Source organism: Oryzophilus luti, assembly GCF_059726245.1.
In genome coordinates, this window is sequence record NZ_AP040874.1 from 685,286 (window position 1) to 704,789 (window position 19,504).

14 protein-coding genes are annotated in these 19,504 nt (G+C 62.1%); 7 read left to right on the forward strand and 7 right to left on the reverse strand.

What is annotated here, in order from left to right; all coding sequences use genetic code 11:
- The first annotated feature begins 40 nt into the window (after positions 1 to 40).
- The 6 genes from AC6IZO_RS02975 (at position 41) to AC6IZO_RS03000 (ending at position 8,622) form a co-directional block, all read left to right on the forward strand.
- On the forward strand, positions 41 to 1,624 hold the full coding sequence (locus AC6IZO_RS02975; RefSeq protein WP_497807856.1) for a hypothetical protein: 1,584 nt from the start codon (positions 41 to 43) through the stop codon (positions 1,622 to 1,624).
- Between the two features lie 136 nt (positions 1,625 to 1,760).
- Positions 1,761 to 3,971 carry an acyl-CoA dehydrogenase family protein gene (locus tag AC6IZO_RS02980; protein WP_497807858.1) on the forward strand — a complete coding sequence of 737 codons (2,211 nt, stop codon included), beginning with the start codon at positions 1,761 to 1,763 and terminating at the stop codon, positions 3,969 to 3,971.
- On the forward strand, positions 3,968 to 5,827 hold the full coding sequence (locus AC6IZO_RS02985; RefSeq protein ID WP_497807860.1) for a hypothetical protein: 1,860 nt from the start codon (positions 3,968 to 3,970) through the stop codon (positions 5,825 to 5,827). The genes AC6IZO_RS02980 and AC6IZO_RS02985 overlap by 4 nt, the downstream gene beginning before the upstream one ends.
- 53 nt (positions 5,828 to 5,880) lie before the next feature.
- On the forward strand, positions 5,881 to 6,693 hold the full coding sequence (locus tag AC6IZO_RS02990) for a hypothetical protein (RefSeq protein WP_497807862.1): 813 nt from the start codon (positions 5,881 to 5,883) through the stop codon (positions 6,691 to 6,693).
- 8 nt (positions 6,694 to 6,701) lie between these two features.
- Positions 6,702 to 7,733: an electron transfer flavoprotein subunit alpha/FixB family protein gene (locus AC6IZO_RS02995; protein WP_497807864.1), complete on the forward strand. Its 1,032-nt coding sequence runs from the start codon at positions 6,702 to 6,704 to the stop codon at positions 7,731 to 7,733.
- Positions 7,734 to 7,869: 136 nt separating this feature from the next.
- Positions 7,870 to 8,622, forward strand: a complete 753-nt coding sequence (locus tag AC6IZO_RS03000; RefSeq protein ID WP_497807866.1) for a hypothetical protein — start codon at positions 7,870 to 7,872, stop codon at positions 8,620 to 8,622.
- A 40-nt stretch (positions 8,623 to 8,662) separates the two neighbouring features.
- Here the strand turns inward: AC6IZO_RS03000 and AC6IZO_RS03005 are convergent, their stop codons facing one another.
- The 5 genes from AC6IZO_RS03005 to gcvT all read right to left on the reverse strand — a co-directional run bounded on the left by AC6IZO_RS03005 (position 8,663) and on the right by gcvT (position 15,100).
- Complete coding sequence (locus AC6IZO_RS03005; protein WP_497807868.1) at positions 8,663 to 10,399, reverse strand: mechanosensitive ion channel family protein; 1,737 nt, start codon at positions 10,397 to 10,399, stop codon at positions 8,663 to 8,665.
- A 176-nt stretch (positions 10,400 to 10,575) separates the two neighbouring features.
- Entirely contained in the window at positions 10,576 to 12,069 is a 1,494-nt protein-coding gene (gcvPB, locus tag AC6IZO_RS03010) for an aminomethyl-transferring glycine dehydrogenase subunit GcvPB (RefSeq protein ID WP_497807870.1), read from the reverse strand.
- Positions 12,070 to 12,071: 2 nt separating this feature from the next.
- The gene (gcvPA, locus tag AC6IZO_RS03015) at positions 12,072 to 13,394 is read right to left on the reverse strand and encodes an aminomethyl-transferring glycine dehydrogenase subunit GcvPA (RefSeq protein ID WP_497807872.1); all 1,323 of its coding nucleotides are present in this window, start codon (positions 13,392 to 13,394) and stop codon (positions 12,072 to 12,074) included.
- A 79-nt stretch (positions 13,395 to 13,473) separates the two neighbouring features.
- Complete coding sequence (gcvH, locus tag AC6IZO_RS03020) at positions 13,474 to 13,857, reverse strand: glycine cleavage system protein GcvH (protein WP_497807874.1); 384 nt, start codon at positions 13,855 to 13,857, stop codon at positions 13,474 to 13,476.
- 85 nt (positions 13,858 to 13,942) lie between these two features.
- On the reverse strand, positions 13,943 to 15,100 hold the full coding sequence (gene gcvT, locus AC6IZO_RS03025; protein WP_497807876.1) for a glycine cleavage system aminomethyltransferase GcvT: 1,158 nt from the start codon (positions 15,098 to 15,100) through the stop codon (positions 13,943 to 13,945).
- Positions 15,101 to 15,238: 138 nt separating this feature from the next.
- Here gcvT and AC6IZO_RS03030 point away from each other — a divergent pair, with 138 nt between their 5' ends.
- The gene (locus AC6IZO_RS03030) at positions 15,239 to 15,412 is read left to right on the forward strand and encodes a hypothetical protein (RefSeq protein ID WP_497807878.1); all 174 of its coding nucleotides are present in this window, start codon (positions 15,239 to 15,241) and stop codon (positions 15,410 to 15,412) included.
- A gap of 84 nt (positions 15,413 to 15,496) precedes the next feature.
- Here AC6IZO_RS03030 and AC6IZO_RS03035 read toward each other — a convergent pair whose 3' ends face one another.
- Positions 15,497 to 17,182 (reverse strand): carboxypeptidase-like regulatory domain-containing protein, encoded by a 1,686-nt coding sequence (locus AC6IZO_RS03035; protein ID WP_497807880.1) that lies wholly within the window; start codon positions 17,180 to 17,182, stop codon positions 15,497 to 15,499.
- A gap of 203 nt (positions 17,183 to 17,385) precedes the next feature.
- Positions 17,386 to 19,107 (reverse strand): GWxTD domain-containing protein, encoded by a 1,722-nt coding sequence (locus AC6IZO_RS03040; protein WP_497807882.1) that lies wholly within the window; start codon positions 19,105 to 19,107, stop codon positions 17,386 to 17,388.
- Positions 19,108 to 19,504 lie beyond the last annotated feature (397 nt).

Genomic DNA, 19,504 nt, shown 5'->3' on the forward strand with positions numbered 1-19,504 from the left:
GTTTGTTGTGAACCAGAGCCACTGCTAGAATGGGCGCACATTGAGCGAGCAATCGGCACATTCAGAGCGTGTTGCGACAGTCGGCCTCGGGTCTGCGTCATTTTGTCCTGCCGTTGATGAGCAATGGCCGTCGCCAGTTATTGGCCGCACGATTGTTGCTGGCACGTCATTCCTCTTTCTCTACCTGCACTTATTTATCTGGCCGTTGGTTCCCATCTGGCGCGACGGCGACCAGGCCATGTACCTCGTCAACGCCGAGCGCATGCTGCACGGGGAAGTTCTCTACCGCGATCTGTTCCAGTTCAACCTGCCCGGAACCGAGTGGTTCTACTATGCCTGCATGCGCGCGGTGGGGCCTGCGATCTGGCTGCCGCAGGTTGCAGTGTTGCTGGCAGGCGTGCTGACGGTGGTGCTCACATACGAACTGTCCCGCAGAGTGTTAAGCGGATGGGCGGCTCTGCTGCCGCCTTTGATGCTTCTCACCTTGAGTCTGCGAATTCATCTCGACGGTAGCCATCACGCGTACAGCATCGTGCTGGTGCTGTTGACGGTGCTCGTCTTCGGAGAAGGCGAGAGCACCTGGCGGGCTGCTGCGGCCGGGGTGCTGCTTTCCGCCGCAAGCGTGTTCACCTCGAGCCGTGGTCTGGCGGTGCTGCTGGGATGCATCGGCTTCCTTGTCTGGAGTTACGGGCTGCGCAGCGCATGGAAGCGAATCGTCGCATTACTCGTGTCGTTCGTGGCACCGCTGGTGGTGATCCTCGCGTATCTGGCTCACGCGGCGGGGGCGCGCACTCTATGGGAGAGTGTTGTGGTCTTCCCTCTGCGATATTACCCGCTCGACGGGGCGAACAACTTCCACGCATTTGCCGAGGAGTTGCGGGAACTGCATTTCACGTCGATCCGCGCATGGGCCGCTGTCGCTATATGGGCTGTCATCAAGTTGGCGCTGCCGTTGTTCGTGCTCGCGTTTGCGGCGGTGGTGTGCCGGGGTTCGCAACGCTGGCGGGAGCGGCCGCATGGGCGCCAACTCGCACTTTATGCTTTCACAGGGGCGGTGCTGGTGCTCTCCGTTGCGTCGGCACCAACGCCCGGCCGGCTGATGGGCGCGGCGGTGCCCGCGTTCATTCTTGCGACATGGCTTCTAAGTGTGATGGTGTCGCGACGTGCATTGAGAGTGCTTACGTGCCTGCTGGTGCTGTTGTACGGCGCAGAAATGTCATCAATGGTGTTTCGCTGGAAAGGAATCGTAAGCGGGCCTCGCGGTGCGTTCGCGGTCTTGCAGCCGTGGGAGTACGAGCAGTCCTGCGAGATTGCGAAGCGGGTTCGTCCGGGTGATGCGCTGTTTGGAAGCTCAAATCTGCAATACCAGTTCGGGCTTCGCAATCCTGCGAGCGTGCCATACTTCACCTCCAACGGGTACACGCGCCCGGAGCAGGTGCAGACGGCCATCGCGGGCATGGAGCGGGAGCAGGCCCGCTTCGTGATAGGAAGTTTCTCGAACGAGGCATCGGACGCTCTAGGGAACAGCCTCGCGCCGTTTCTCCGCTACCTGCGGGATCACTACGCCGTAGTCCATACGTTTGAGGATGAGGTGCAGTTGTACGAGCGCGTGCCCGGCCGATAGCATGACTCGGGTTTTCGCGCAATGCTCTTTTGCGTCGTCTGTGAGAACTACGGCAGGTCACGTTCTCGTTTGACCTGCATCACAGCCCTCCGGTACATCGTGCCGCACAATGAGAACGCCCGAAAGGACTCATTGAATGGACACAGTTACCGCCCCTCCGGCGCATTCCATGCGCACGCTCCCCGGCGATGCAGTCCGCCAGATCCAGTGGCGATTTGCCGATCGCTTTGACCTTCAAATGCTCGTTCAATCCGCACGTTCCGTAGCGCGCGGCCCCGTCGCCCGGCTGGTTGCCAGCGGGGAACGCAATCACCACGAATGGACCGAAGCGAAGAACGAGATGCTGGCGGCCTTCGATCAGGCCGGTATCACGGCGGCCTTCATGGAACCCGAAGAGGGCGGCTTCATCTCCGGCCCCAAGAACCTGGCGCTGGCGTTGGCAGCCTTTGAACTGGCGTGGGTGGATGGCGGTTCGGCCACGGCAAGCCTCGCGGGCTTCCTTGCGCTGGCGCCAATCCACGAGCGCGGAACGGCTGAGCAGCAGCAGAAATACATGAGCCTTGCGGCGCCTCCGCAGCCTGGCGAAGACCGCAAGCCGTGGCGCGGCGCGTTTGCGCTCACCGAACCTATCCCCTACGTCGGCGTGGATACCGGCATGCTCAGCGGCAAGCTGAGCGTGGCTGAGTGGAAGGATGGCGAAGAGCCGATGCTGCAGGTCGACAAGCGCGGCCGCTTCATTACCAATATTGGTTTTGCCAACTTCGTCACCGCCGCCGTAGATTCCGCCGATCCGCGCATCAAGGGCAGCTGTATGGTCATCCTTGAAGAAGGAGATGAAGGCATCTACGACCGCGGCACGGTGACCAAGAAGATGGTGCACCAGCTTTCATCGACCGGCGACCCAATCTTCAACCTCAAGGTTCCGGCCAACCGCATCATCGGCGGCTATACGGTGAAGGACGGCGTGATTGTCCCGAACTTCAATCATAGCGAAGTGATCGAGGCGGTCTTCCGCCGCACGCGCGTGACCGTGGGCGTAATGACCTCTGCCAAGCTGCTCTCCGCTGTTGAGCCGGTCATCCGCTATCAGCGCAGCCGCTTCCGCGGGGCTGAAATGGCCACGCCCGGCAGCCTGCGTTATGAGATGGGCATTCAGCAGCGGGAAGACGCGCTGCACCGGCTCATTGATATATGGGCTTCGGGCGAGGCGAGCGCTGCGCTGGGCTTCGCCGCCGCAAGGTTGTTTGACGACCTTGATCCGGTGGAGAAGCAGAAGACGGCGATCCTCAAGGAGCGCGGCATTCAGGGCGGACGCGCCGAAATGAAGGCGCTACGTGAGGCCGAGGCGCGCGCCAAGGAGTTGGCGGCCCTGCCGGAGAACAGCGACCGCCGTGCCGAGCTTGAGGCTGATCCGCTGGTGAAGTATGTGCTGCTTGATGCCGAGGCGAACGTGCTGTGCCCGGCAACCAAGCTGTGGAACACGGGCGTCGGCTCCATTATGATGCGCGAGGCTGTCAGCCTGATGGGTGGCTACGGCATCACCGAGGATTGCCCCGGCTTCCTGGCGAACAAGTGGATGGACTCGCAACTGGAGGCGACCTACGAAGGCCCGGAGGCCGTGCAGCGCCGCCAGCTCACCGTCACCATGACAAGTGAAGTATTCCTCGCTCAGTTTGCGCGCTGGATTGTGGACATGCGGCGCATTGCCAGCGAGCGGCCGGGCACCGGTGCCTGCACGCTGGCCACGGCCATGACCATGTGGCTGTGGACCTACCATCATCTGCAGAAGGCCACCGACGCCGATGGCAAAAAGCTCTACCACGGGCCGCGGCAGGGCGTGACGTTTGCGCTGGCGGACGCGCTCTGCTGGCTGCTGGCCGCGCGCTGCCAGATTCTGGACCTGCTGGAACTGGAAAAGAACGGCCCGCAGAACGACATTGTTGCTGAAGACCTGCCGGGCACGTTGCAGTTCCTTTCCGACCTGTGCCACGTGCAGTCGGCGCGTGCTGCCGGGGAAGTCTCGCGCATCTGCGCCGAACTCAACTACGGCTACAACCGCCATCCGGCATGGGACGCCGAGGGCTACAAGGCGTGCTTCCTCAGCGATGAACTCGACGAGTACGAGAGCATCATGGCGGGCATCGCCTCGGCGGCGACCGATGTCATTGCCAAGGGAGCGCATCCCTCGAAGGCCGGCCCGTGCGCAGGCTGCGCGGGTTCCGCGGATTTCCTGCATCTGCAGAACCAACTCGCAATGTGCCTGACTGGCTCGCGCTTGGCCAAGGACCGCGCTGCGGATGTGGTCTCGAAGGTTATGATTCCTGAAGCGCTGGACTACCCCGCATGAGCGGCGAGGAGTTGAGCACCGCACAACCACAGGTGGAAGTGGAACGTCAGGAGATGGCCGTCGACATTGCATGCGTGGGCTTTGGCCCGGCGGCGGGCGGCTTTCTGACGACACTTTCGCGCGCGCTTGCCGCCGACACCGAGGGCAAGCTGCAAAGCACGGCCATGCCCGGCATGCCGCTGCAGGTCATCTGTTATGAACGCGCAGATGATCTCGGCTTCGGCGTGAGCGGCGTGGTGACCGGCGCGAAGGCAATCCGCGAGAGCTTCCCCGATCTGAACGTTGCGGAAATTCCGATGGCCGCGCAGGTGCGCAGTGAGAAGCTGCTCTACCTGCTCGACCCCGTCGGCGCCAGCCGCCGCTCCGCCACGTTGCGCATGGGAGACGCGCTGTTGCGCGCGCTTGCGCTGCCGAAGAAGCATGCTTACGAGTTGCCTTACACACCGGAGTTCTTGAACAAGCACAACGGTCTGGTGATGTCGCTCGGGCAGTTCAACCAGTGGGTGGGCGCGCAGATCATGGGCTCCGGGCTGGTGCAGATATGGCCTGCGACCCCGGTGGCTGCTCCGCTGTTTGAGGAGCAGAAAGTTGCCGGTGTGCAACTGTGCGATCAGGGCGTGGATAAGACGGGTGCGCCGGAGGCGGGCTACATGGCGGGCATGAATGTCCGTGCCGCGCTCACCGTTGTTGGCGATGGTCCCGTCGGGCCGATTGGCCGCGCCATTGATGCGAAGCTCGGCATGCCCGACGATCACTCCGTGCGCGAGTGGGCCGTGGGCATGAAGATGGTGGTGGAGCTGCCGGAGAGCTGCACGCTCGAACCCGGCACCGTTCTGCACACCTTCGGCTATCCGGAGCCGGAAATCTTCGGCTTCCTCTATGTGCATCCGGATCGGCTCGCTTCGGTCGGAATCTTCATCCCGTCATGGCTGGCGAATCCGGCGCGCACGTCGTATCGATACCTGCAGCACTTTGTTCAGCATCCGTATCTGTGGCAATACCTCAAGGGCGGCACCATGCGCTCGTGGGGAGCGAAGTCCCTGCAGGAATCGGGCAAGCATGGTGAGCCGTATCTCGCGGGCGACGGATACGCACGCATCGGCGAAGGCTCCGGGAGCACGAACATTCTCACCAACTCCGGCGTGGATGAAGCGTGGGCGACAGGCGTTCAACTGGCGGAGGCTGTGATGGAGCTTGCGCAGGCCGGCAAGCCCTTTACGAAGGAGAACCTTGACGCCGCTTACGTCTCACGCCGTCGTGCCAGCAGCGTGGAATGTGGCGCCTCCGAAGCGGAACACGCGCGCGATGGCTTCCACTGCGGACTTGTGCGCGGCCTCATCGGCATGGCGCTGGCGGGGCTGACGCATGGAAGGTTCTCTCTGAAGCAGAATGTTCCAACGGCGCCGGAGCAGATTGGCTCGCTCGCGAATTACTACGCGGGCCGCCTGACGCCGCAACAGATTGACGATGTGGCGCGTGAAGCGGCCGCTAACCATCGTCCGGTGCACGACGCGCTGATGACCGCCGCGGGCTGGCCGGAGATTGAGTTCGACGGCAAGCTGCTCGTCTCGCAGCAGGACGCGCTGCTGATGGGCGGCAAGGTGCAGGCCACGCCGGGCTTTGCCGACCACGTCGTTTTCCGCGACTTGGCGCTGTGCGAGCATTGTGGCGAGAAGATCTGCGTCGCCATGTGCTCGGGGCAGGCCATCACGCAGGGCGAGGCCTCGGTGCCCATCTTTGACCGCGAAAAATGCGTGCACTGCGGCGCCTGCCTGTGGAACTGCAAGGGCGACGGCCATCAGACCAACATTGAATTCCGCGCCGGTGCCGGCGGACTGCATTCGGCGGAGAACTGATTTCTTACCAACACAAAATCGAATTCTTGGATTTGAGAAGACAGGAAGCATTCATGCCAAACATGTTTCACATCGTAGTGTGTGCCAGCATTGTGCCCGACCCTTTGCAGACGCTGGAACCCATGCCGGGAGCGAATCCTCCGGTGCTGAAGAACGAAATGATGTTGCCCTCGGTGCTGGACCCGTGGGGTGCGTGCGCGCTGTTTGAGGCCGCCAGCCTTACGGCGAAGAATCCGGGCAGCAAGGTCTACCTGGTGAGCCTGGGGCCGAAGGCCAAGCTGCAGCAGGTGATGATGACTGTGGCGCAGAAGGTGCCGTTTGAGCTGGTGCCGGTTGACGGCCCGCTCGGCGGCTTTACCGACGCGCAGGCGACGGCCGCAGCACTGGCTGCCGCAATCGAGACGATTCCGGGCCTTGACCGCTCGCGGTTGCTTCTGTTCGGCGGATGGGAGTCTGCAACACGCGGCGCGGGAGCCACGTTGCAGATCGTGGGCGAGCGTCTCGGAATCACCGAGCAGTTCCAGGGCGTCGATGAAATCAAGGTCAACGATGATGGCTCCTTTGAGGTGCTCGAGCGCATCGAAGGCGGCCGCCATCAGGCGTCGGTTTGCTCTGCCGCACCGGCCGTGCTTGGCTGGGCCACGGGCAACCTGCCCGAGCCGCGCAACAACCCACAGGTTGGAATGCTGAACATGCGCGGCATCATGCCCGCTTTGCAGAAGGCGAAGAGTGTGAAGCTCAGCGAAGGGGGACTGACGTATTCCTCTGTCAGCCTTCCCAAGCAGCAGCGCGAGACGCGGATCGTGAAAGACACATCCGAGGATGAGATCGCACGCGAAATTGTGGACTGGATTCTGGCGGAGTAGAGGCGAGCATGGAAAACATTCTTGTATTGACGCATGTGGATGAATCGGGCGCGGCCCTGCCAAAAGCCGCGTTGGAAGCGGTTGCCGCCGGGGTAGAACTGTCGAAGACCACGGGAGCTGCGCTGGTGATTGGCGTTGTGGGCGAGCAGGTGCAGACGGTGGCCAACAGCATCGCCGGCACAGGGGCAAAGATTCTGGGAGCCTCCGGTGCTGAGTTCGCGCAGCCTCGCTATGCAACGGATGCCGCGGCCTGCGAGGCCCTTTGCCGCGCGACCGGGGCCACACTTGTGTTGGCACCTTCCACCTCGCGCTTTGCGCGCGTGCTGCCTGGCGTGGCGCACCGCTTGGGTGGCGCCGTGGATACCCACATCACCGCGATCTCATCGGCAAACGGCGTGGAAGTGACGCGCTGGTTCTATCGTCAGCGTGTGGAGGCCGTGCTTACGCGCACCACGCGGCCTTGGGTGCTGTTGCTCGATGCCGGCACGCGCGCGGCATGGTCAGGCGAAGCGGCGGTTGCAACCGTTGAGAACGTAACGGTCAGCGCTCCTCAAACACGAACCAAGGTTCTGGGCATTCGTGCGCCAAAGCAGGACGAGCAGACCATTCGTCCGGATGCGAAGCTGCTGTTTGTAGCGGGTGCCGGATGGACAAAGAAACAAGGCGACGGGCAGGTTCACGCCGCCGAAGCCGAACGACTCATTCTCGGGTTCCTGCATAACACATCCTCGTCGCTCGGCAGCAGCAAATCGCTGGTCGATCAGGGAAGCGAAAATGGTGAGGTGCTGAAGTTCATGTCGCACATGAACCAGGTGGGGCAGACTGGCTCGACGCCGCGTCATCCCAAGGGGCTTTCCACCTGCTGCCATGGAGAGGAGCCGCACGTGGTCGGCTGGCGCTTCATCAACGAGCGGAGAGCGATCAACCTGGATGCCAACTGCGGGTGGGCTCGCGGCAAGGCTGATGTTCTCTATGTGGCTGATGCCTTCAAGGTGATGCCCAAGGTGAACGCGTTGCTTGCGGAGAGTGGCGGAAAATAGTTGCGAGAGACAATTAAAATAGCCCGGTAACGGAATATTTACCGGACTGCAACGCTGCGCGCGGGATTGGCACTGAGGTGCGGTCCCGCGCGTTTCTTTATCCGTTAGAATTAACCCCATACTCATGACGAAACAAATGTTGCGTACATTTTTTGCCGCCACGCTATTCATGTGTCTTGCCGCCACGATGGCCTTCGCGCAGGGCGGTCCGCCAATGCTGACCGACGATCCCGGCACGCCGGGCAATCACAACTGGGAGATCAATACCGGCTTCACAATCGACCATCGCACGGGCGAGACCGAGTTTGAGACGCCGATCATCGACATGAACTACGGCGTGGGCGACCGGCTGCAGTTGAAATTTGAAATCCCATGGGTAGTGCAGCATGACGATGAACTGCATCATAACGGGCTGGGCAATTCGTTAATGGGCGTTAAATGGCGCTTCTTTGACAACAAGAAGCTCGACCTTCAGATTTCCACTTACCCGCAATTGGAATTGAACAACCCGGATGATTCCCTGAAGCGCGGACTGGTCGACAAGGCTCCAGCTTTCCTGCTGCCGATCGAGGTGACGAAGAAAGTAGGCCCCCTCGATTGGAATGTCGAAGGCGGATACTGGTTTGAGCAGCACACTTCGCGCCGCTGGATTGGCGGCCTTGCGGTGGGCCACGAGTTTGGTGAAGCGCTGGAGGCCCTCGCCGAGGTACACAGCATCGGCACCGACGAGGGCCGCGACAAAACCTGGGGCGTGGGTGCGCGCGTGCGGCTTACGCAGCAGGTGCGATTGCTGCTGATGTCCGGCCGTCGCTTCGATAGCGACCACACGCAGCCAAGCTACATCGGCTACTTCGGGCTGCAGTTCCTCTTTCCGAAGCGCGAAAAATAGGGCCGCGCATGGCGGCCCTGCTTCCTTTTTCTGAATCTGCCTACTCGTTTGTTTTGGCCTTCACCGCGGAGTCATCCTGCGGGTAGGCCAACGTGCCTTCGACTTCGGCGATCTTCTGTTTCGAGTAGTCAGGGAAAGGCACCTGCTTCAGCTCTTTCCACTGCTGCATGCGCCGCTCGGCATCGGCTGTGCGCGCCGCGTCGTTGGCCTGGTCGCGCGTAAGGTAAACCGTGCTTGAAGGGAAGGCCAGTCCGGTACCGCAGTCGGTGATGATCTTCATGACGCGCAGCAGCACATCCTCGCGGATACCGAGAAACTCGTTGTAGTCGCTGGTGAGCGCGTATGCGTAGAGCTCCAGCGTCAGGCTGCTATCGCCGAAGCCGATCAGCCGGATTCGCGCCGACTCGGTTTCAATCTTCTGGTGCGCGTAGAGCATGGCGCGTACATCGGCCAGCAGCACCTGCAACTGAGCGGGCGTTGTCTCATAGCGCACGCCAACGTTCATCTTGATCAGCAGCTTTTCCCGCACGGCATAGTTCTCCACCAGCATGGTGGAGAGCGACCCGTTGGGGATGGAGACCTGCGTGCGCTCCAGGGTGCGGATGCGTGTGGAGCGCAGGCCGATGTCCTCGACAGTTCCGGTGCAGTCGCCGATCTTGCAGTAGTCGCCCACGCGGATGACGCGGTCGGTGAGGATGGAGACGCCGCCGAAGAGATTTTCGATGGTTTTCTGCGCGGCCAGGGCGATGGCGATACCGCCGAGTCCGAGGCCTGCGAGTGCGGTCGTCAGGTTCACGCCGACATTGGCAAGCGCTCCCAGCGCGGCCACCATGACGATGGCGGCCTTGAGTACGCGATGGCCGAGCAGCACCAGCGAGAGCGTGCCACGGTCGACCGGTTCGCAGAGTTGCGTCCGTGTGCGGCGCGTCCAAGCTGAAACCAGATCCCACAGCAGCCACGCGGCGGCGATGATCAGCACCGTCTGCAGCACGCGCCCGTAATAGATGCGGAATAGTAGCGGCGTGCGGACCCGCGACATGACAAAGACGTGCGCGAAGGCCGTGGCAAACAGCACGATCGGCGGACGGACCGTCTCCCACGTCAGCGACTCGGCGGCCTTGTGCTTGAGCTTGCGCAGCACCCATGCCGGCGCTCGAATGACACGCACTGCCGTCCATCCGGCAAGCAGCGCAATGGGGACAGCCGCCAGGAATGCGCACCAGACCCACAGCGGCAGGTCGAAGATCGTGTAGTCGACCAGCACGGAAGGAAGGTGCCGTTCAATTTCGTGGGCTTGCACCTCGGTGGCCATGTCGCTGATCTGCGAGAGCGTGGTCCACGAGATCAGCCAGACGTGTCCGTCGGAATCATCGACCCGCACCAGCAGCAGGTCGAGCGACTTGCCTTGCACAACGAAGTTGGCGGCTCGCTCGTAATTGGCAGGCAGCAGGGAACTATACGATGGATCGGGCGAATCGCTGACCTGCGTGACTCTTCCGGTCCAGGCGCGGTCCAGCATCAGGCGCAGGTCCTGCACCAGCTTTTCGCTTTCCGAAGCGCGCTGGCGAGGAATCTGCAGGTATTCGATGGCGCGTGCGGTGTCACCCTTCTGCGCTGCCTGCATGAAGCCCAACAGCGCACCGCGCGGCGTGTTGCGGCCCAGCGGGTCCACAGGGGCGGCTGGCGCAGCGGTCGACTTGGTGGCAGTCAAGGATTTTACGGATGCTGCGAGTTGTGCCTGTGCCGGCGTTGCCGCCAGCAGGCAGGCGAGCGCCAACAGTAACATCCAGCGTCGGAGAGCAGAGGTGTGCACGTTGTTAGGGTACCCTGTTCGACGCAAGGATTCCAGAGGCGCGTCGGCGTATGGCATTCGCGCATGGGCCGAGGGCGCAAATGGGAAGGGCCTCCGTTGGGGAGGCCCTTTATATGCAATGGGTAGAGCGTTGCGGTCGCTTACGCCTGCGGTTTCCAACGCAACACCGGCTTGCGCGCGGCGGCCACTTCATCCAGGCGCGAAACCCGCGTGTGGTGCGGCGCGTCGTGGATCAGCTCCGGCGACTGCTCGGCTTCGGCGGCGATGGCCTTCATCGCGTCGATGAACTCGTCGAGCTCTTCTTTCGATTCACTCTCCGTCGGTTCGATCATCAGCGCGCCGTGCACGATCAGCGGGAACGAGACCGTGTACGGGTGGAAGCCATAGTCGATGAGCCGCTTGGCGATGTCGCCGGTCTTGATGCCGTTCTTCTGCTGCAGCTTGTCGCTGAAGACGACCTCGTGCATGCTCGGCGTCGAGTAGGGCAGGTCATAAACGCCTTCAAGCTGCTTGCGGATGTAGTTGGCGTTCAGCACTGCGTCTTCGGTGGTCTGGCGCAGGCCGTCCGGCCCGTTGGCCATGATGTAGGCCAGCGCCCGCACCAGCATGCCGAAGTTGCCGTAGAACATGCGCACGCGCCCCAGGGACTGCGGACGGTCGTAGTCGAGACAGAGCGTGCCGTCTGCGTTTTCCTTCACCACAGGCACCGGCAGGAACGGTTCCAGAATCTTCTTGCACGCGACCGGGCCGGAGCCCGGGCCGCCGCCGCCGTGTGGGGTGGAGAACGTCTTGTGCAGGTTCAGGTGCATCACGTCCACGCCGAAGTCGCCTGGCCGCGCCTTGCCCACCAAGGCGTTCATGTTCGCGCCGTCCATGTAGAGCAGGCCGCCCTTGGCGTGCAGAATCTCGGCAATCTTCGCAATCTGCTTGTCAAAGACGCCGAGCGTGTTCGGGTTGGTCAGCATCAGCCCGGCCACGTCCTCGTTCATCTGCGCTTCCAGCGCTGCCAGGTCCACCATGCCGTCTTCGTTTGACTTCAGGTTCTCGACCGCGTAGCCGGCAATCGCCGCTGTCGCCGGGTTGGTGCCGTGCGCGGAATCCGGAATCAGTATCTTCTTGCGCGGGTTGCCGTGCGCCTCGTGGTAGGCGCGGATGAGCATGATGCCCGTGAGTTCGCCGTGCGCGCCCGCCGCAGGCTGCAGGGTGATGGCGTCCATGCCGGTGATTTCGATGAGCTGCTCGCTCAGGGTCTTGATGACCTTCAGCGCACCCTGCGTCACCGCTTCCGGCTGGTAGGGATGCACGCCCGCCAGGCCTTCTATGCGCGAGACCACTTCATTCACACGGGCGTTGTACTTCATCGTGCACGAACCCAGCGGGTACATGCCAAAGTCAACCGCGTAATTCCACGTTGAGAGCCGCGTGAAGTGGCGGATGATCTCAATCTCGCTCACTTCTGGCAGTGCCGCGGATTCCTTTCGCGCCGCCGCGCCAAGCTCGGCCGCAACGTCCACTTCCGGCACGTCGAGCGGGTCCAGCCGGTAGGCCTTCTTGCCGGGCGACGACTTCTCGAAAATCAAACCTTCATTCAGGCTCAGGTGTGTGGTTGCCTTCTTGATGTCCTGTTCGGCCATGGCTACTTCACCTCCTGCGCCGCGGCGTCAATCTGCTCGCGCGTGTTCAGCTCCGTGCAGCACCAGACTGCGGCGTTGCCCAGTTCGGGGTAGAAACGCTTAAGCGGGAAGCCGCCGATGATCTTCTTCTTCGCCAGCTCATCGGAGAGCGCATTTACATCTTCCGCGCCCTGCACCACAAACTCGTTGAAGCGTGGCGCGCCGTCGAACAAAACCTTCGCGTTCTTTGCGAACTGCTTGCGCGCATACGCGGCCTTCGCCAGGTTCTGCTGGGCCAACTCGCGCAATCCCTCACGTCCGTAGACCGTCAGGTAGATGTTCGCCATCAGCGCGATCAGCGCCTGGTTGGTGCAGATGTTTGAGGTGGCCTTTTCGCGGCGGATGTGCTGTTCGCGCGTGGAGAGCGTGAGCACGTAACCGCGCTTGCCGTTGCGGTCCTTGGTTTCGCCCACCAGGCGGCCCGGAATCTGCCGCACGTACTTTTCGCGCGTGGCCAGCACGCCCACGTAGGGGCCGCCAAAGCTGAGCGGCACGCCGAACGACTGTGCTTCGAGCGAAACGATGTCGGCTTCCACAGGGGGCTTCACCACGCCGAGCGAGAGCGCCTCGGCAATGGAGACCACCAGCAGTGCGCCCTTCTTGTGCGCGATCTCCGCGATGGCTGCAACGTCCTCAATGGTGCCGAAAAAGTTCGGCGACTGGATGAGCACGCAGGCCGTCTTGTCGGTGACGGCAGACTCAAGCGCGACAAGGTCCACGCGCCCGTTCGCGGTATAGCCGACTTCGCTCAGCGGCATGTCCTGGTAGTGGGCGTAGGTGCGGATGACCTCGCGATACTCGGGGTGCACCGTGCGCGCGATGACCGCGTTGTCGCGTCCGGTGATGCGCATGGCCATCATCATGGCCTCGGCCGCGCCGGTCGAGCCGTCATACATCGAGGCGTTGGCGACCTCCATGCCGGTCAGCTCGCAGATCATCGTCTGGAATTCGAAGATCGACTGCAACGTGCCTTGCGCAATTTCCGGCTGGTAAGGCGTGTAGGCCGTGAACCATTCGCCGCGCGAGACGAGCGAATCAATCGCCACCGGGCGGTAGTGGTTGTAGGCTCCGGCGCCGAGGAAGATGGCGTTGTCCGTGCCGTTCTCTTCGGCGCGTGCGCGGAACCACGAGATAATCTCGCGCTCCGACATCTGGCGCGGAATCGCCAGGTCACGCTTGAGCTGGAACTGCTCGGGAATTTGTGAGAACAATTCGTCCACGCTGCCGGCGCCGATTTCGCGCAGCATTTGTTCGCGGTCGGATGGAGATTTCGGAAGATAGCGCATAGCGTCCCTGCAAGAATGCGGTTTGGCGTCCAAAGCGATGCGGCTGCCGCAGCAGCCGCACAGGATGTCGTGTGCCGGGTTAGCTTTCCTCGGCGACGAACTTCTCGTAGTCGGCGGCGGAGAGCAGCGCGGTCAACTCGGCGGGGTCCTTCAGCGCGACCTTCACCATCCAGGTCGTGTGCGGCTCGGTGTTCACCTTCTCCGGCGAGCCAGCCAGCTCCTCGTTGACGGCCGTGACCGTGCCGGTGACCGGCGCAAACAGGTCGCTGACGGCCTTGACCGATTCCACCGTGCCAAAGCTTTCGCCGGCCTTCAGCTCAGCGCCGACCTTCGGCAGTTCCACAAAGACGATGTCGCCCAGCGAATTCTGCGCATAGTCCGTGATGCCGATGGTTCCGGTTGTGCCTTCCACCTGGAGCCACTCGTGTTCTTTCGTGTACTTGTAATCGGCGGGATACGCCATCGGTTGTCTCCCTCATGCTCCTGGCGGAGCGGAACTTTTGTAGCGGCGAATGCGCGCCGCACGCCTGCTTCAATTCTAATGCCTGCTAGGCTTTTTTCGGACGCTTATAGAACGGCGACGGCACAACCTTGCACTTCACCAGTTGGCCGCGGATTTCGACCGCAACCTCGGTCTCCAGCGCGGCCAGCTCCACCGGCACATACGCCAGCGCAATGTTCTTCTTCAGAAACGGCGCGGGCGAGCCGCTGGTGACGTAGCCAATCTGCTTGCCCGCCAAGTCGCAAACCTTGTAACCGTCGCGCGGAATGCCGCGCTCAACGGCCTCCAGTGCCACGAGCTTGCGCGTCAGGCCCTCGGCCTGCTGCTTCAACAGGGCATCGCGGCCGGTAAAGTCGCCCTTCTCCAGCTTGAGGAAGCGCGTCAGACCGGCTTCCAGCGCGGTGATGGTGTCGGAAATTTCGTGTCCGTAGAGCGAGAGCGCGCCTTCAAGCCTCAGCGTGTTGCGCGCGCCCAGGCCGCAGGGGGCCACGCCGAACTCGGCGCCGGCCTCCATCAAGGCGTTCCACACGCGCTCGCTGGTCGCCACGTCGCTCGGCACGTAGATTTCAAAGCCGTCCTCGGCGGTGTAGCCGGTGCGCGCAAGCAGCGTGTTCGGCAGCCCGCAGACGGTGCCATGCGTGAACCAGTAGAACTTCACCTGAGTCAGGTCCACGTCGGTCAGCTTTTGCAGCACGCGCCAGCCGTTCGGACCTTGAATCGCGATCTGTGTATAGAGGTCGCTGAGGTTCTCCACCGTGCAATTAAAGCCGGCGGCCTGCGTGCGCACCCACTCGTAATCCTTCTCGCGGGTGCCGGCGTTGATCACCAGCAGGTAATCGTCCTCGCCCAGCCGGTGCACAATCACGTCATCGACAAACGTCCCCTGCGGGTAGAGCAGGGCAGAGTATTGCGCCTGTCCGATGGCGAGCTTGGCGGCGTCGTTCATCGACATTTTCTGTACGGCGGCCAGCGCCTCCGGCCCATGCACACGAATGTCGCCCATGTGGCTGACGTCGAACAGGCCCACGCTCTGGCGCACGGCCATGTGCTCGGCCACCAGGCCGCCCGTCTTGCGCTGGGCGTTCGCCGGATACTCCACCGGCATATCCCAGCCGTTGAAGTCGACCATTTTGGCGCCCATCTGGCGATGAAGTTGATTGAGTGCGGTTTTGCGGACGTGCGAAGTGGCTACATTCTCAGACACAGCTCAAATTTCTCCGGGGAACCCCAAGATTCTATCGATGATCGACTGGGAACCCCTCAAGTTAACACGCTCAATCCGCAGGGTCAACCGCGCAGAAGCCGATTGCGCGGCGCGGGGAAAACGTCTACATTGGCGGCTATGGCGAAGGAAAAGCGTTTCCGCTGTGCCGTGTGTGAACGCTCCGAGGACGAGTGCGATTGCGACAAGTATTGCAGCCTCTGCATGGGGTTTGACGACGTGCGTCTGGTGCAGGATGGCCACTACTACTGCCTCGCCTGCCGTGAGGTCTGCGAATACTATCCCGAAGACTAGGCCACGGCGTCAAAAGCTCTGTCTGAATTTCCGCAATGAAAAAGCCCCGCCAGTGCGGGGCTTCTGCTTTTTAAGTGCAGAACGCTAGAACGAGAAGGCGACTCCGCCGCGAATCGAGCGCGCTGTCTGCACCAGATAAACCGTCTGACCGTCCGGGCCAAGCACCGGCTGGTAGCCCTGCTCCAGCAGGTTGCGCACATCCACCAGCACCTCCACGCCATCGGGCAGGAAGCGCCACGCCGGAATTGGCTGGCGGATGAACAGGTTCAAATACGGGTCGGTCTGTCCGGCAGAGGCGTTGAAGATGTCGACCGGCGTCAGCGCGCCTTCGCCACTCAGCCACTTGTAGCTGGTCAGAATCTTTGTCTTGCTGCCCGGCAACACGCCCGCGATCTTGATGGCTCCGCTATGCTGCTTGCGCACCACCAGGTTGTTGCGGACCGCGTTCAGCTGTGCGATTTCCTTCGGCAGCGTCAGCACGCCGCCAAAGCCGTAGTCGAACGTGCTCGTTAGGCCAAGAATCTTGCGCTGATAAACGGCTCGGACACCATCGGTCTGGAAGTCTCCTCCGTTGAGCAGGAACATGCCGCTGGCAGCGTCCGGCACAAACTCGGAGCCATAGCCGAACTCGCTGCCTACGCCGTTCAACGCCACGCTGCGGACACGGTCCTTGTAGAGCGCAACCTGGAAGGTGTTCTTGCCAACCTTCTGCGAAATGGAGAATTCGTGGTGCTGTGCGCGCTCCACCTGCTGGCGTCCGCCGAGCAGCGAAATACGCGGGCCGCTCTCACTCAGGTCCGCCGGAGCCGTATCGAAGCCCTTGGCGTAGCGCATGTTCGGCGCGCTGGTTGCCATGCGGTATTCCAGCATGGTGTTGCGGCCCAGGTGGTAGTCGGCGGTGGCGAACGGACGGAAGGCCGTGGCGTGCTGCGTGAACTGGATCGATTGCATTTCGCCGCCGTAGCGCACTTCCAGCGGGCCGCTCACCACGGAGTTTGCCACTCCCACGCTCAGCGCCTGCAGTGCAATATCGTGGTCCGCCATGCCGCGCGTGGAAACCCGCTTGGCCGTCAGCGTCACTTCCGGCTTGGTGCCGTTGCCCAACTCGTGCGCGTAGCTGGCGCTTACCACGGCATTGGGCGACGTTGCGTTGTAGCCCACGTTTCCGTTAAAGCGCCATTGCCCGTTGCCGAAGACCGATTGCTGCACCAGAAAGGCGGTGCTCATCTCCGAGTTGCCCAGCGCCTCGCCTTCCGAACCGGCCAGGAACGCCAGCTTGCCGTGCGGCACATCGTTTTTGCGTTCCTTCTGGACGATGGCGACGCTGCCATCCTTGTCAAAGCGCAGCACCGGGCGATTGGACATGGAGCGCAGCGTCCAGCGCCAATCGTCATTGTCCTGCGCGTTGTGCGAATGGTGCGGCTTCAGCTTCATGGCTTGGAAGAGCGTATTCAGCGTGATGTGCAGCACCAGATTCGCGCCCGGCTGCAAGCCGATCTGTTCGCGAACGGTAGGGAGGAAGGAAGGCGCGCTCACCCGCAGCGTGTACATGCCGGGGAGCAGGCCGCGCAGGCTGAAGAAGCCGCGCACGTCGGTGTAAGCCGTCATGGAAGGCGCTGCCGCGGAGGTCAGCACCTCAACCATCGCGCCCATCTGCGGAACGCCGGTGGCGTCCTTGACAAAGCCCGTAATGGCGCCCGGGTTCGCGGCCGCCAGCGTCGGGGCCCAGAAGGCGACATACAACAGAAGCCATCCGAATTTTCGACTCATACACACCCCCACGTTCTCAGGTGGCCTCGCTGGACAACTGCCCGCAGGCAGCCGCAGCCGTTTCGTGGAAATGTAAAACCAGTGTCACGCCCGTAGCCTGACGCTGGAGCCGGAGCGGTGCCCGAAGTCCGCTCAATCCACTGCGGGCAGGGCCGGAAAGGCCCTGCCCCAGATGTGCGAAATATTATAGTCCCCGGTGCAAGTTATTGGACCATGAATCGGGCTGTCTGGTTCACCGACTGCTTGCCGTTGTTATCGTTCACGGTTACGGTCAGCTTGTAAACGCCCGGATCCAGACTGCTCAGCGCCATGCTCTTTTCGATCGTGATCTGCTCGCCGACCTTGGAGAAGTCGTCCGAAGGCTGATCCACCTTGAGCACGGACTTGTGCGACTGTATGTTCTCGATCTCGTAGGACACAACCGCCGAGGGCTTCTTGGTCTTCTCGTCCAGGGCCAGGTTGTAGACCTGCATCCAAAGGTTCAGACGCTGATCGCGCTTGAAGGTAATCGGCTTTCCGTCCGCGGGTGGCACGCGCGGGCGAACCTTGGTGTCGCCGATGACGAAGTTGCCGCTGACGATCTGGCTGCGCGGCACCTTCTCCAGCACGTCGGCCAGAATCAGCGACGAGGTTGCCAGTTTGTCTTCGTCGTAGGTCGGAACCTGAAGCCCTTTTTCGTCCTTGCCCACCTTATCGCCGTTCACGTCCTTGACGGCAATAGTCAGCTTGTAGCGCGAGGGCGTGGTGCGCAGTGGAATCGCCTTCCAGTAGACCGAGGAGCTTTCCAGCGTGCGCTCAAACAGGGACTCCGGCACGTCGATGCCGACGGTGTCCTCGAAGGTCTGCACCACTTTGCCGGTGATGGTGGTGATGCGGCCGAGGATGTTGATGCTGGCGCGCCGCACCCCATTCTTGTTGGAGAAGGTGACGTCCTTGTTCTTCACGGAGATCGTGATGGGCACCAGCACGGTGTCGCTCGTCACGCGCACGAAGTCATAGCGGTAGTCGAACGGCAGCAGGTTGTAGCGCACCGTCGAGGTCACCTTTTCAAGCATGTCGGTGAACTTGATGGGCGGCGGAGCCAGCACCTTGGCCATGCGCTCCAGGTCGTCAAACTGCTTGCTGGTGTTTCCGTTGCCCGTGGTGCCCACGCCGGAGCGGTTGACGCCCGTGATGCGGTCGGCCTTGGAGGACTGGCCCATTTCCTCGGCCGTCGTCATGCCTGCATTCGGCGTGTGCAGCAGTGCATCTTTCTCGTTCGGGTCGATGGTCAGGCGGTACTCGCCGCACATGCAGCTATCGACAAATTCGAGGATGACTTCGGTGCCGATGCCTTCCAGGTAACGGTAGCGCCAGCGCTCGAACGGGTACGTCGAGGTCGAGCCGCCGCCTTCGTTGTAGTCACGCTGGTAGGTGCCGCCCGAAGGGTGGGACTCGATTTCGTCCGGCGCGCCCCATGCAATGTAGATGTGTCCGCGGTCGGTCTTCCAGCCGGGAATGCCGGCGGCAAAATGCTCGTTGGCGTAGGCCATGCGGCGGTAGTGCTCGTCGCGGAATTCGTTTTCCACCGTGTCCGGCGTTGGGTCGCGGCGATACCAGAAGTTTTCAATGAACTGGTCGCGTTCCTCGTCGGTGGCCAGCAACTTGAAGGCCTGTTCTTCTTCGCCGCTGATGATCCAGCGCACGTCCTGGTCCACCCAGCTCTTGTAGGACTTGCTGACTTCGTCCCAACGCTTGCGGGCTTCCTTCTGCTTCTGTTTCTCCGCGTTGGCTTGGGCGCGCGCCTCGTTGCGCGCAGCCTTCTTGTCCACCACCTCGTCCTTGCCGGAGTCGGTGGCCGGGGCCTGTGCCATCAGGAATGTCGTGCTCAAAAGCGCGCCAGCCAACATGGCGCCGGTGAAGGTACGGGCGAATGAAAACCGCATGGGCATAAGCTCCTGCAATCCGCGTAAGACTGGAGAAGATTGTAAGTTCTTGCCTGCGGCAAGGCAAGGCCATCGAAATCCTAACCTCGCATTATCAGCAACTTGCGATTGTCTCCCCGTGGCCCAATCGGGGCCAGCGGCGGCCGCTTTCCCCTCAGTCCGGGCACTGGGCAACCGCGTATTTTGTGGAGGAGGGTGAACAGCTATAATGCCGTGCGGAAGTATCCCGCCCGGTTGGGTGCTGGTTATGGTGGGGCGGAATTCATGGATGTTGATGAAGTCAGGAACTTTTCATTGCATGGCTGCGTAGCATAGCAAGTGCAACCGGCTGGCATTTTTTCGTTCGGCCGCCGGTGCAAGCGGCAATTCCGGCCAAGCCCCGAATCAGGATGGGGAA